At 65.2% G+C, this 12,707-nt stretch carries 11 protein-coding genes; all 11 read right to left on the reverse strand.

The window, feature by feature from the left end; genetic code table 11:
• Positions 1-2,308 precede the first annotated feature (2,308 nt).
• A complete protein-coding gene (locus tag IPG50_36585; GenBank protein MBK6697664.1) occupies positions 2,309-2,485 on the reverse strand; it encodes a hypothetical protein in 177 nt (58 codons plus the stop codon).
• A gap of 573 nt (positions 2,486-3,058) precedes the next feature.
• The gene (locus IPG50_36590) at positions 3,059-3,562 is read right to left on the reverse strand and encodes a cytochrome C oxidase subunit IV family protein (GenBank protein MBK6697665.1); all 504 of its coding nucleotides are present in this window, start codon (positions 3,560-3,562) and stop codon (positions 3,059-3,061) included.
• A gap of 59 nt (positions 3,563-3,621) precedes the next feature.
• Complete coding sequence (locus tag IPG50_36595) at positions 3,622-4,227, reverse strand: cytochrome c oxidase subunit 3 family protein (protein MBK6697666.1); 606 nt, start codon at positions 4,225-4,227, stop codon at positions 3,622-3,624.
• A 182-nt stretch (positions 4,228-4,409) separates the two neighbouring features.
• The gene (ctaD, locus tag IPG50_36600; GenBank protein ID MBK6697667.1) at positions 4,410-6,062 is read right to left on the reverse strand and encodes a cytochrome c oxidase subunit I; all 1,653 of its coding nucleotides are present in this window, start codon (positions 6,060-6,062) and stop codon (positions 4,410-4,412) included.
• Positions 6,063-6,100: 38 nt separating this feature from the next.
• Positions 6,101-7,027: a cytochrome c oxidase subunit II gene (coxB, locus tag IPG50_36605; GenBank protein ID MBK6697668.1), complete on the reverse strand. Its 927-nt coding sequence runs from the start codon at positions 7,025-7,027 to the stop codon at positions 6,101-6,103.
• 16 nt (positions 7,028-7,043) lie between these two features.
• Positions 7,044-7,901: an SCO family protein gene (locus tag IPG50_36610; protein MBK6697669.1), complete on the reverse strand. Its 858-nt coding sequence runs from the start codon at positions 7,899-7,901 to the stop codon at positions 7,044-7,046.
• A gap of 94 nt (positions 7,902-7,995) precedes the next feature.
• Positions 7,996-8,493, reverse strand: a complete 498-nt coding sequence (locus IPG50_36615; protein MBK6697670.1) for a hypothetical protein — start codon at positions 8,491-8,493, stop codon at positions 7,996-7,998.
• A 9-nt stretch (positions 8,494-8,502) separates the two neighbouring features.
• Positions 8,503-10,023 carry a hypothetical protein gene (locus IPG50_36620; protein MBK6697671.1) on the reverse strand — a complete coding sequence of 507 codons (1,521 nt, stop codon included), beginning with the start codon at positions 10,021-10,023 and terminating at the stop codon, positions 8,503-8,505.
• On the reverse strand, positions 10,020-10,634 hold the full coding sequence (locus IPG50_36625) for a cytochrome c (protein MBK6697672.1): 615 nt from the start codon (positions 10,632-10,634) through the stop codon (positions 10,020-10,022). Before IPG50_36625 ends, IPG50_36620 begins: the two co-directional genes overlap by 4 nt.
• Positions 10,631-11,230 carry a DUF3341 domain-containing protein gene (locus tag IPG50_36630; protein MBK6697673.1) on the reverse strand — a complete coding sequence of 200 codons (600 nt, stop codon included), beginning with the start codon at positions 11,228-11,230 and terminating at the stop codon, positions 10,631-10,633. The genes IPG50_36625 and IPG50_36630 overlap by 4 nt, the downstream gene beginning before the upstream one ends.
• 42 nt (positions 11,231-11,272) lie before the next feature.
• Positions 11,273-12,706, reverse strand: coding sequence for a polysulfide reductase NrfD (gene nrfD, locus IPG50_36635; GenBank protein ID MBK6697674.1), 1,434 nt, complete (start codon positions 12,704-12,706; stop codon positions 11,273-11,275).
• Position 12,707: the final 1 nt, after the last annotated feature.

Raw genomic sequence — 12,707 nt, forward strand, 5'->3', positions numbered from 1 at the left:
CAGGCGATGCGGGAAGCGACGCGTAGTCGATCCCCGTGCGAGCCCGAGGCCGTTTTCCGCGATGGCGCGCACCACGTCGAAGCGAGGGGGCACGCGGTTCTGGCAAACAGCACCGTCCGCCATGCCGCGTTGCTGCAAAAGATCCGTCGACCGTCGCCATCGAGATCCGCCAGCTGGATGCTGAAGCGGTCGATGGCCTGCCGCTCTGACGTGGTCCGCCGTTTGGCAAACCGACCCAATCGATGACGTCGCCGGCCGGATCGAAGTGCCGCGCCGACGCGTCCTAATACCCTGCAATCCCGCGACGCCACGGTCTCCCACCGGCGCCCGGCGGCCCGCCATACGGATCGGAGTGGACCCGATCGCTGGGCCCGCCAGCACCATCGCCGTCCGGGGACGCAGAAGCGATGCGCCACCGGCGCCGCCCGGATCATCCGACCAGACGACGCAGCGGTTGCTCGCTGCAACCACGGCGCGCTCAAAATACGCGGCAACTAAGGCTGATTGCCGTCGCAGCTCAAGAGCTGTTGCTTGCGCGTCGCCGCCGCCGTCATCGAGCCGAGCCCCGCGCAAACCTGCGCCGCCCCGCCCGTCGTGCGCAACGGATAGCCCCACGGGTTTGCGCGCGCGGATACACGCGCGCCGTCCGCACCGCGTCGGCGCCTTGCTCCGGTCCCGTGAGAATGACGAGTGCGTCGAAGCCGCTCCCGCCGTTCGAGAGCGACGTCGAGCCGCGTCCCCGTCGCGTCGCATTGAAAGAGAACGTTTCCGGCGTCGCCGCTGTCCAAGTCAGGAGCTTTGCGCCGGCCCTGCTGTACACCGCCCAACCCCAAGAGCCCCCTTGCGGAAGAAACGACTGTCTCGTGCCAAGGTGCACCTTCGCCGTGCCGCCCCCTGATGAGCACCAGATCGGCCTTTAGCGCGGCCGTGCGCTGGCTGACGTCGCCCCTGCGCAGCCGCCTGCGCCCGCGCCGGCTGCGTCGCCGGCGCCCCGCCAGCTCCGTCGTAAACGCCGGCGGCGGCGCCGGCGGCCTCGCGCGGTCGCCCCGGCAACGGCTCGCCACCAAGCGATCGAGCGACGTCCACGGACACCCCGTTGAAGGCGCGGTGGTGCACCAAAAACACACCGCCCTTCATTGCCTGCAGTAAGTCCGCGCGCCCGTCGCCATCCAGATCGCCCAGGCGCAGGTTGTCGAGCACCAGCCCGTAGGGGCCGAGAGAACGGGGGCGCGCGTCGTCCCGGCCTTCGGAGAGGGGTGGAAACACGCTTGGCCGCTCGGTGTCAGGAAGAGACGCTCCGGCCGTCGCCGTTGAAGTCCGCCACGCGAAGCCGCCTGGTGTCGCTGATGTCTTCCCGCGAAGAGCGACGTCGAAGCCTGCGCCGCTCGACGTCCACGCGCGCATGCCGACCCGTCGCTGGCACATCGAGCAAAAGTCGGTCTTGCCGTCGCCGTTCCACCGCCGGCAACACCCCTGAAGAAGCCCGCGCCCCACGACGTCCACCTGAGAAATCGCCGCCCATCGGCCACACCCGCGGTTGACCGAGACCGTGCCCTTGGAGCTGCGCCATGCCGCCGAGGCCGTCGCCGTTGAAGTCGCCGCTGATGGCCGTGCCTGCAAGAGGTCCGTGACGTTCGGCGCCGTCCCGAGCGGCATCGCCCACAGCGAGTGCTGCCCCGTCCACCCGAAGCGCCTTGGGCGGCAAGTACGTCGTCTGACCTGGTGCCGGGCCGCCGCTTGCCTGATGCGCACCTTGTGCCGACACGAGGCGCGCGCGGCCGCGTTGGCCCGTCGCGCCGTATTCGAAGTTGACGCTACTCGAAACTCTGTGCCCCCTCAAACGACGCGATCGATTGAAGAAGCTGCGTCGTCGTCACCGTCGCGCCAGCCACGTACGCGGCCGTGGCGTCTTCTCGCGGTCGGTAGCGAACTCACCTTCGACGTCGGCGCGATGCCCGCCGCGAGGTTCTCCGTGTACTGATCGTCGTCGGCCAGTAGTCGCCGTTGGCCAAGTCTTGCGCGTAGCGTACTTGATCGCGTTGCCGAAGCGATCGCTCGAGCGCGAGAGTGCCCAGCCGCGCATCTTCAACGGTCCCGGCGACGCCTACGACCGCGATGCGCGCGTCCGACGTCGTGCCGTACTCCGAGCTTCTGCCCGCTCATCGTCTCGACGATGAAGCTCTCGCCGACTCCGCCGAATGCGCGAGAACGACTCGCGCGCCGTGCGGTATTCGGCGCCGTCCACGTTGTACCGGCCGTTGACGCCTTCACGAGCCGCCGCCCGTCGAGGCAAACTGATCGCTGCTCGCTAAAGGTGACGTCGGCGCCCACGCCGTCCTCCGCCACCGCGCGGGCACGGCGCGATGACCGATAGGCCCGACAGCGAGAAGCCCTGACCGAGAATCCCGTTGGCGCCGTGGCTCGAGTACTGAATCGACAGCGACGGCACCTGGCCGGAGATCCCAGGCGCCAGCGTGACGGGCATCGCGTACGAGACCGAGCCCGCGGCGTGACCTCGAGCTGGCCTGAGCTCGTGCCGGGAACGAGCACTGTCGAGCTGAGCGCGGCTTCGTTGGCGCGTTGCTCGTCGCCGTCGCAGCCCACCGCGAGCGGCACGCACGAGACGATGAGCGCGAGCAGGCCGAGACGGTGCGGGACGAAGAGGCGGCGGGAGCCGTCCACGGGCTCGGGCACGTTCACGTTTACGGGGGGAGGGGGAGAGGTTGACTCTCGTGCTTGAACCTTCTCCACCAACGATTCACTCACGCGTGTGCGGCCCATGGGCCCCACGCTGCAGAAGCGGTGCCCATGGTGCGCCACTAGCGCACCTCGCGTGTCGTCGCGAGTCCACGACAGCGCGATCGCCGCGCGAAGACGACCCCGAGGTGCCGTAGACCGCCTCGGCGTGGACTATGTCGCGCGCGCGCGTGTTCTCACGCGCCGCGTCTTCCGACTGCGTGGGCGCCGCGATGGCAGGGCGAACCCTGCCGATGGATCAGTGCTGCGTCGGAAGCATTCCGTCGCCGATAACGCACGGCAACCGGCCGTGGAGGCTCTCTCAGTGCTTCGGCGCGGAGCTCGCCGGAGCGGCCGCCTTGTCGTGCCCAGCGGGAGCGCCCGTCTGGCCGTGACCCGCCGCGCCGGCGGCGCCGTGGTCCTTCTTCTCCGGACGCGGCGGCATCCCGCCCGGCGCCGGTGTCCCATCGGCCGGCAGGATCTTGGTGCCCTGCGTGTCGCTGTATTGCTTCGTCCGCCACTCGGTGTCGGTGAACGTGAACGCGAAGAAGATCCCAATAAAGCCTAGCGTGCTGACGAGGATCAGCGAGTTGAACTTCGCGTCCCAGCGCAAGTGCATGAAGAAGAGAACGACCAGGGTCGCCTTGACCGAGGCGATCGCAATGGCGACGGCCAGGTTGGCGGGGCCAAGGTGGACGTACGAAACGGCCACCGTGACGACGGTGAAGAAGACGAGAGCGAGGAAGATCCCCGCGTAGAACGCCGTCGATGAAACGTGACTGTGAACGGCGCCGTCGTCTGCGTGCTCGTGGTCGTGATGGCTCATGGGACTCTCGTAGGCGGGTACTTCTGACGGGGAACTTCGAACGGTGACGAAATGCGCCGTCAGTCGATCAGGTACAGGAGCGGGAACAGGTAGATCCAAATCAAGTCGACAAGGTGCCAGTAGAGCGCCGTCAGATCGACCGGCGTGAAGAACTCCTTGGAGAAGTCTCCACGCTCGTTGCGGATGAGGATCCAAATCATGATGCCGATGCCGATGGCCACGTGGATGCCGTGGATGCCCGTCAGCACGAAGTAGATCGAGAAGAAGATGTGCGCGTTCGACGGCAAGTGCGGCACGTGCGCGTCGGCCGGGATCGGCAGCGTGAAGAAATCGTGCTGCGTTCCAAAGAATGGACCCGGCAGGAGGCCGTCGTGGAACTTGTGCCCGTACTCGAAGTATTTGACGACGAGGAAGATGAACGCGCAGACGATGGTGATGAGCAGGTAGTTGCGCGTCGCGATCTTCTGGCTGAGCTGCGCCGAACGGACCGCCATGGCCGCCGTGAAGCTCGAGAACAGGAGCACGATCGTGTTCGCGCCACCCATCACGCGGTTCAACTGGTGCGACGCCAGACTAAACATCTCCGGGTACCAGCTCCGGAAGACGCCGTAGGCCACGAACAGGCCGCTGAAGAAGAGCAGCTCCTGAGCCAAGAAGGCCCACATGCCGAGCTTCGCCGTGTCGAACTGCTGCGTCGGCGTGTCGAAGTGGTGGGCGAGCCACTTGGGGCCGTGATGCCCGTGGTGCCCATCACCGTGTCCGTGTTCGGCCGCTGTTTCAGTTGAGCTCACGTGGTCTCCGTTTCAAGAGCGTGTCGTCGTCGGTCTGAAGGGTTGAACCGCAGGGCTCAGTCCTCGGCGAGCTCGGCGTCGGTTGCGAGGTGGTAGTCGTACGGTCCGCGGGTGATCGTCGGGACCTCGTGGAAGTTCGCGAGCGGAGGGGGCGTCGGTGTCTGCCACTCGAGCGCGCATGAGCCCCAGGGATTACGCGGCGACTTCTTCCCGCTCATTAGCGACTGGATGAGGTAGCCGAGCATCAGGAAGAATCCGACGCCAAGGATGTAGGCCCCGATGGTCGAGATCTTGTGGAAGAGCTCAAACTCCGGGAGGTAGTCGTAGTAGCGCCGCGGCATGCCGCGAGAGCCCATGACGAACTGCGTGAGGAACGTCACGTTGAAGCCCACGAAGACGAGCGCCCAGGCGACCTTCGCCTGAGTCTCGTTGTAGAGCTTCCCCGTCATCTTCGGCCACCAGTAGTGAATGCCGCCGATGAAGCCCATGACCGTTCCGCCGACCATCACGTAGTGGAAGTGCGCCACGACGAAGTATGTGTCGTGAAGGTGGATGTCGGTCGCGACGACGGCCAAGAAGAGGCCCGTCAGTCCGCCAATGGTGAAGAGGAAGAGGAAGCCCAGGGCCCAGAGCATCGGGGAGTCGAGCCGAATGCTCGACTTGTAGAGCGTCGCGACCCAGTTGAAGACCTTCACTCCGCTCGGGATGGCCACGAGGAACGTGAGGCCCGAGAAGACCATCGCCGCGTACTCGCTCATGCCGCTCGTGAACATGTGGTGAGCCCACACAACGAACGAGAGGAGCGCTAGGCCGAGCGAGCTCATCGCGACGGCGAAGTAGCCGTAGATGGCGCGGCGGCAGAAGGTCGCCAAGAGTTCGTTCACGACCGCCATGCCCGGCAGGATCATGATGTAGACGGCGGGGTGAGAGTAGAACCAGAAGAAGTGCTGGAAGAGCACCGGGTCGCCGCCGAGCTTGGGATCGAAGATGCCGAGCCCGAGCGAGCGCTCAAGGATCAGCAGCAGCAGCGTGATGGCGAGGACCGGCGTCGCGAGGACCTGGATGATGGCGGTCGCGTAGACGCCCCAGACGAAGAGTGGCAGGCGGGTCCAGCTCTGCCCCGGCGCGCGCATCTTGTGCACCGTCGCGATGAAGTTGACGCCCGTCAAAATGGACGAGAAGCCCATGACGAAGGCGCCGAGGATCATCGGGATGACGGCCGACGTCGTGGTCGTGCTGTACGGCGTGTAGAAGGTCCAGCCCGTGTCGACGGCGCCGGCGACCATGCTGTAGACGGCGAAACACGCGCCGAAGACGTAGATGTAGAACGACCAGAGATTGAGGCGCGGGAACGCGACGTCCTTGGCGCCGAGCTGGATCGGCAAGATGAAGTTGCCGAGCGCCGCGGGCACCGACGGAATGATGAACAAGAACACCATGACCACGCCGTGCAGCGTGAACATGCGGTTGTACGTGTCCGCGTCCATCAGGGTCTTGCCGCGCGTGAAGAGCTCGGTGCGAACCAGGAGCGCGAACACGCCGCCGATGAGGAAGGCCGTGAGGACCGAGATCAAATACATGACCCCGATGCGCTTGTGATCGAGCGTGATCAGCCAGGACTTAAGGCCCCGCTCACACGTGATGTAGTTCTCGTTCGGATCTGCTGCTCCGTGCGCCGGAGCCCCGCTTGTGGTGGTCGTTGCTGCCATGGTGTCCTCGGCTCGCCTTGTTCCGTTCGCGGTGCGGGCTACTTGAGCGTCTTCATGTACGCGATGAGCGCGTCAATGTGCTTTTCGGTTAGGTTCGGGTAGGTCGGCATGACGGGCTGGAAGCCCGCGACGACCTTGGCGTTGGGCTTTTGAATCGACTCGCGGACGTAGTTCTCGTCGACCGTGATCTTCACGCCGTCAGCCATGGCCTCTTCGCGACCCCACATGCCCTTCCACGTTGGGCCGGGCATCTTGGAGCCGTCAATCGAGTGGCAGGTGTTGCAGGCCTGCTTCTTGTAGAGCTTCTCGCCGACCTCGGCCGTGGGCTCAACCTTGTCGCCCTCTTTCATCCACTTGTCGAACTCGTCTTGCGAGACGACCTTGATGGTCCCGAGCATGCCCGAGTGCGACGTGCCGCAATACTCAGCGCAGAAGATCTGCATCGTGCCGATGGTGTTCGGGGTGAACGCCATCGACGTGTACATGCCGGGCACTGCGTCCTTCTTGAGCCGTGCACCGGGGACGAAGAAGCTGTGGAGCACGTCTTCCGACGAGATGATGAACTTGACGGGCTTGTTAACCGGCAAGACGAGGTCCGCGGCTTCAGCGCGGCCGTTCGGATAGACGAAGTCCCACTTCCATTTCGCGCCGAGGACGCGAACCTCCATGGCTCCCTCGGGCGCCACCGCCATGTGGAGGTAGGCGCGGAAGCCGAGGTGGAAGAGGACGACGATGAAGACCAGCGGGAGCACGGTCCAGACGATCTCGAGGATCGTGTTGTGTCCCGGCGGCTCGGACTTCACGCCGGGCCGCCTACGGTACTTCACGGCGAAATAGATGATCGCGCCCGTGATGGCCGTCGTGAAGACGACGCTGAACCAGTAGATGAAGTTGTACAGCCCGTCGATTTCGGCGGCGTTGGTCGAGAGCTGCGGGGGGAGCTGGAATGACTCGGGGTTGATCATGAGAGGGCGCGCTCGCTCAAAGAGGAGAGACGTGTGTGCTCACGGTGGAGCTGCCGGTCGGGTCTGGGACTGGGACGAGGACGTTGGCGACGGCGGCGCGGCTTCGACGCCGCTCCTGCGCCCACATCAACGAGAGGAAGGCGCCCAGGACGAGCACCGTGAGGGCTCCACCGAGCTTCATGACGCGGGTCGCCATGACGACGTATTTTCCGTCGTGCGGATTGTATTGGTAGCAATAGAGAATCACCTTCTCGAGGGCGCCGATGCTCTTGCCGTTGGCCGCCTCGTAGAGGGCGATGCGAACGTCGTTCGGATCGTATTCGAGGCCGTAGAGGTAGCGGGACATCTCGCCCGTTGGCTTTACGAACATGATCACGGCCGGGTGGCCGTACTGCTGCTGCTCGGCGTCGTACTCGTACTTGAAGCCGATGGCGTCGGCGACGCGATCAATTTCCGGCTTGGCGCCGACGAGGAAGTGAAAGCCGTTGGCCGCTTCCGGCCGGCCGTAACCGGTGAGGATTGCGGCGCGCTTCTCAGCGGCGCGCGCGGGCGTATCGCGGGGGTCGATGCTCAGAACAACGACTTCGAACTCTTTGCCGGCGGTCCACTTCACGGCCTTGAGCGCGGTGGCGGCGGCGCTCTGCACCATGCCGCACAGGACGGGACAGGAGTGGTAGGCGAGCACGAGCAGCGTCGGTTTGCCGCGCCCAACAACGTCCCCGAGGCGCACCGCCTTGCCCGTGTGATCGAGAAACTGAGCACCGGCCGGCAGCGGGACGTCGAGCTTCTCGTCGACGTTCACGTGCTGCAGGACCTGCTTCGCGACACTGCTGGCGCTCGCCGCGGAGGACCACGCTACGACCATGAGGCTCATCACCGCGACCGTAACGAAACGCTCAAGCGCGCTCGTTGAGGCGCGTGAGCGATGTTGGGTCGGGCGGCGAAGCGATGTCATGGGAAAGTCAGACTCAGTGCGCGCCAGCGTCAGTCTTGACGGGCGCCTGGGCGCCCGCGTCCGTCGCGAGGGCGATCTGTCCAGCGTCGGCGACGACGGTAAGTGAGCCCGCGTCTCCCGTCCCGACCGCGCCGCCATCAACGGTCGACGCTGCAGCGTCGACGTCGGCGCTTGCAGGCGGAGCGGACGGCACGGCACGGGGCGTCTTGGACCAGCCGACGAGCGGCCCGTCGTCGTTGGACGCCTGCGGTTGGATGAGCGAGTCACGGCCCTTCGACATGCCAACCATGGCCTTGTCGATGGGCATCGGACCCGCGCCAAGGCGCTGCTGATCCGCGAGCTTCGCGGCTTGAAGCTCCACGGGCGGCAGCGATTTGGCGGCCACTTCGAGGGCCATCATGTCGTGGTAGTACCAATCGAAGATGAACTTCAGCGCCAGTAGAACGATCACGGACGCGAAGGCAATGCCGAGGATAAGGCCGTTGCGGGGGGGGGTATTGTCGCTAGCCACGGGGACTCCTTAGGCGTTCTCGAAGGCCAGCGCGCGCGGCAGGCGCGGGTCGCCGACCGGGATGAGAGACGTCTTCTTCAGCTGGAAGAGGACGACGGCCATGGTGACACCTGCGACGCCGAGCACGCAGGCGAGGTCGAGCCAGTGGAAGGCGAAGCCTTCTTGGCCGTAGTTCGGCATGACGAGCCAGTAGCAATCGACGGCGTGCATCACGAGCAGAAGCACGGCACCGCCGGCCAGCATCGGAAGGCGACGCTTCACGTTGCGAGAGATCAGGAACACGAAGGGCAGGGCGAAGTGCAAGACGACGAGGGAGATGCTCACCGTCGCCCACGGGCCTTCATGCCAGCGCATGTGGAAGAACGGCGTCTCCTCGGGGAGTGCCGCGTACCAAATGAGCATGAACTGCGAGAAGCCGATGTACGCCCAGAACACGTTGAAGCCGAACATCAGCTTCCCGAGGTCGTGGTAGTGCTCCACGGTGATCTCCTTGCGAAGGAGGCCCGACGAGCGGATGCCCATCGTCACGAGGATGAGGACCGCGAGACTCGACACGACCGACCCGGAGAACAGATAGACCCCGAAGATCGTGGAGAACCAGTCCGGCTTGAGCGACATGATCCAGTCGAAGCCGGCGAAGGTGAGCGTGAGCGCAAAGACGAAGGTCGCCGGCGGCGCAAAGCGCTGCATCGCCACCGTCGCCTTGGGGTCGCGCGACTTGTCTTGCGCCGTCGAGAGCTGGAAGAGCCGAAGCGCCATCAAGATCCATGCGGCGAAGTAGATGGCCACCCGCGCGTTGAAGAAGCTCTCGTTCAGGTAAGGCTTCTTGTGCGCGATGAGCTCGCCGTGGGCGATCTCGTGCGGGTCCCCGTGGGAACCCTGATGGGCGCCCGCGTGGCCTTTGGCTTTGGCTGCCGTGGGGCCGCCGTGCGCGTCGTGGTCGCCGCCGGCACCGCTGCCGCCGCCGCCCTTGCCGCCGCCCTTACCGCTGCCGTGGGTGCCCCCGTGTTGCGTGGGAGGTTCGGCGGCCGCCGCTTTCGGGGCCTCACCGTGGGGAGTCGCGCCGCCGTGCGCCTGCGTGAGTTCGGTAGTTCCGACGGCCCCGTTGGCGGCATGCCCGTGCCCACCATGGCCGCCCATCCACGGGAAGAGCTGCTGCCGGCTGATCCAGACCGGAGCGAAGAGCACTGCGAGAGCGATGAAGCCGGTCCCGAAGATCTCCGCCGTGCGGCGCACTGTCACGCTCCACCCGGCGCTCGTCAGGTGCTGCACGAGCACGAAGAAGAGCATGCCGAGGCAGATGCTCAGGCAGAACTGGAACGCGAAGAGGTACGAGAACGCGAACCGCTTCGGATCGCTACCGTAGCCGACGAAGGCTCCCACGATGCCGAGACCACCGACGGCGGCTGCGTACTGCCATGCCTTTGACCAAGGGTTCTTCTCGGGCACGAGGAACGCTTCGCGCTCTGCGGCTCGCTTTTCGGCTTCCGGAGGCATTGTCGGGGTGCCCTTCTTTTGCGTCCCGCTCACTTCTTCATCTCCGCGGCGAGAGGTGCCTGGCTCACTTGGAGCGCCCGCACGTAAGCGACGATGCCCCAGCGGTCGGCTTCGGGGATCTGCGCGTGGTACGCGGGCATGTTGCGAATGCCGTTGGTGATGGTGGCGTAGATTTGGCCGTCAGGCGCGCGACGGAGTCGCTCCTGGTGGAACGACGGCGGCGCCAACATGCCGCGCTTCACCACGAGGCCAAGGCCCGCGCCCGTGCCGTCGTGGCACGGAGCGCAGAAAATGCCGTAGCGCTCCTTGCCTCGCTTGGTCAGCGGCTCCATGCCGCCGGCGCTGCGGACGATCTCTTCCGGCACCGTAAGGACGTAACCGGAGCCGTCCTCGAGGCGACCTTCGCCGAGTCGCGGATCGATCGTCTGGCTCTGCGACACGACGCCTTCGATGCGGGGCCGCATCGTGCGCTTGTCGGCGTAGAACTCGCTCTCGCTCTGCATGTTGTAGCGAGGCTGGTGGTACATGTTGCGGATCGGCACGATGGGCGGATCCTCAGAGGTCTGACCCCGGCAGCCGGAGAGCCCGGCGAGGGCGACGGTGCCGGCCAAGAGCGCGGCAGAGACGTGGCTTCGCTTGTTCATGTCGCGACCTCTTCGTCGTGCACCAACTCGACGGAAGCGGGGTGCGTGCCGAGGAGCAGCTCCTTGGTCTTGTCGAGGCGGAACTTCGGATCGTGCGCCTCCACGGAGACGAAGAAGCGGTCATCGCTGAACTTCTTGAAGTTCTCCGACTCGAAGAGCGGGTGATGATGCCGCGGAAGCTTGTTGAGGCCGAACATGCCGAAGACAGCGCCGAAGGCTGACAGAAGCACCGTGAGCTCGAACATGATCGGGATCATCGACGGGATGCTGAGCGGGGGCTTTCCTCCGATGATGATCGGGTAGTCGACGGCGTTCATCCACCAGATCATGACGAAGGCCGCCGTGGTGCCGGTGAGGCCGCACACGAAGACGATCCAGCCGAGCTTTGAGTCGGGGAGACCCATGGCGCGGTCCATGCCGTGGACGGGGAAGGGCGTGTGCGTGTCGAACGCGGTGTAGCCGGCGTCACGAAGCTTCTCCGCCGCGTGCATGCACGCGCCCGGCGTCTCGTATTCAGCCAGGTAAAGCGCCGGCTTCTTGCCGTCGATGTCGCTGTCACTGGCGCGCTTGAGGGCCTCTTTGGCCGCGTTGGCCATGCCCTCTTTGCGCGTCGCTTTTTGGTCTTCGTGGGACATGGCTCACTCTCCGGGGGCGAGCGCAGGCTCCGCCGCGCCCTCGTGGTGCGTGTCGTGATCGTGACCCGCGTGCGGGTCGGCCTCGGGCAATACGCCCTTGATCTCCGCGATGGCGATCATGGGTACCCACCTGATGAAGAGGAGGAAGAAGGTGAAGAAGACGCCGAGCGTGCCCGCGTACGTGCAAATGTCGACGACTGTGGGGCGGAAGTAGCCCCACGACGACGGCAAGAAGTCTCGATGCAGCGACGTGGCGATGATGACGAAACGCTCGAACCACATGCCGACGTTGATGACGATGGAGATGACGAACATGAGAGGGATGCTCGTGCGGAGCTTCTTCGACCAGAAGAGCTGCGGCGAGATCACGTTGCACGCGATCATCGTCCAGTACGCCCACGCGTAGGGTCCCGTCGCACGGTTGATGAAGACGAAGAGCTCGTACTTGCTGCCCGAGTACCAGGCGATGAAGAACTCCATGCCGTACGCGTAACCAACGAGTGAGCCCGTCACGAGCATGATCTTGTTCATCAGCTCGAGGTGCTTCATCGTCACGATGCTGCGAACGCCGTAGGCGACGCGCGCCACGAGGATGAGCGTCATGACCATCGCGAAGCCGCTGAAGACGGCGCCGGCGACGAAGTACGGCGGGAAGATCGTGGTGTGCCAGCCTGGGACGAGCGACGTCGCGAAGTCGAAGGAGACGACGCTGTGCACCGAGAGAACCAGGGGCGTGGAGAGCGCGGCGAGAATCAGGTACGCGCGCTCGTAGTTCTGCCAGTGGCGGTTGCTGCCGTGCCAGCCGAGGGCGAGGGCGCCGTAGACCTTCTGGCGTGCCGAGAAGTTCTTGGCGCGGTCGCGTAGCGTCGCGAAGTCAGGAACGAGGCCGACGAACCAGAAGAGCAGCGAGACCGTGAAGTAGGTGCTGACGGCGAAGACGTCCCAGATGAGCGGGCTCTTGAAGTTCGGCCAGATCGACATCTGGTTGGGCAGCGGAAGCATGAAGTATGCAATCCAGATGCGGCCGACGTGGATTCCCGGGAAGATGAGCGCGCAGATGACCGCGAAGATGGTCATCGCCTCGCTGAAGCGGTTGATGCTCGTGCGCCACTTTTGACGGAAGAGAAAGAGCACGGCGCTGATGAGCGTGCCGGCGTGGCCGATGCCGATCCACCAAACGAAGTTGGTGATGTCCCAGCCCCAGTAGACCGGCGAGTTGTTGCCCCAGGCGCCGACGCCCTGCCAAAGCAGCCACGATACGGCGACACCGAAGATGCCGGTCCAGCTGAGGGCGACGAGGAACAGGACCCACCAGCCCTTCGGGGCCGCCGTCTCGGTAACCCGTGACACCTGCTCGGTGACGGTGTGGAAGGTCTCGCCCGGTCTTACGAGCGGGCCCTCACCGATCTCTTTGATGGGAAGGTTGGCTGAGCCCATG

The organism is Myxococcales bacterium (genome assembly GCA_016703425.1).
In the GTDB taxonomy this organism is placed as follows: domain Bacteria; phylum Myxococcota_A; class Polyangia; order Polyangiales; family Polyangiaceae; genus JADJCA01.

What these genes read in the sequence shown, in the direction of transcription:
- IPG50_36595 (MBK6697666.1), bottom strand. Translation starts at nt 4,227, where the DNA reads ATGTGGGCCTTCTTGGCTCAGGAGCTGCTCTTCTTCAGCGGCCTGTTC.
- IPG50_36630 (MBK6697673.1), bottom strand. Translation starts at nt 11,230, where the DNA reads ATGGCCAACGCGGCCAAAGAGGCCCTCAAGCGCGCCAGTGACAGCGAC.
- IPG50_36585 (MBK6697664.1), bottom strand. Translation starts at nt 2,485, where the DNA reads ATGCCCGTCACGCTGGCGCCTGGGATCTCCGGCCAGGTGCCGTCGCTG.
- IPG50_36590 (MBK6697665.1), bottom strand. Translation starts at nt 3,562, where the DNA reads ATGAGCCATCACGACCACGAGCACGCAGACGACGGCGCCGTTCACAGT.
- IPG50_36610 (MBK6697669.1), bottom strand. Translation starts at nt 7,901, where the DNA reads ATGAGCCTCATGGTCGTAGCGTGGTCCTCCGCGGCGAGCGCCAGCAGT.
- nrfD (MBK6697674.1), bottom strand. Translation starts at nt 12,706, where the DNA reads ATGGGCTCAGCCAACCTTCCCATCAAAGAGATCGGTGAGGGCCCGCTC.
- ctaD (MBK6697667.1), bottom strand. Translation starts at nt 6,062, where the DNA reads ATGGCAGCAACGACCACCACAAGCGGGGCTCCGGCGCACGGAGCAGCA.
- coxB (MBK6697668.1), bottom strand. Translation starts at nt 7,027, where the DNA reads ATGATCAACCCCGAGTCATTCCAGCTCCCCCCGCAGCTCTCGACCAAC.
- IPG50_36625 (MBK6697672.1), bottom strand. Translation starts at nt 10,634, where the DNA reads ATGAACAAGCGAAGCCACGTCTCTGCCGCGCTCTTGGCCGGCACCGTC.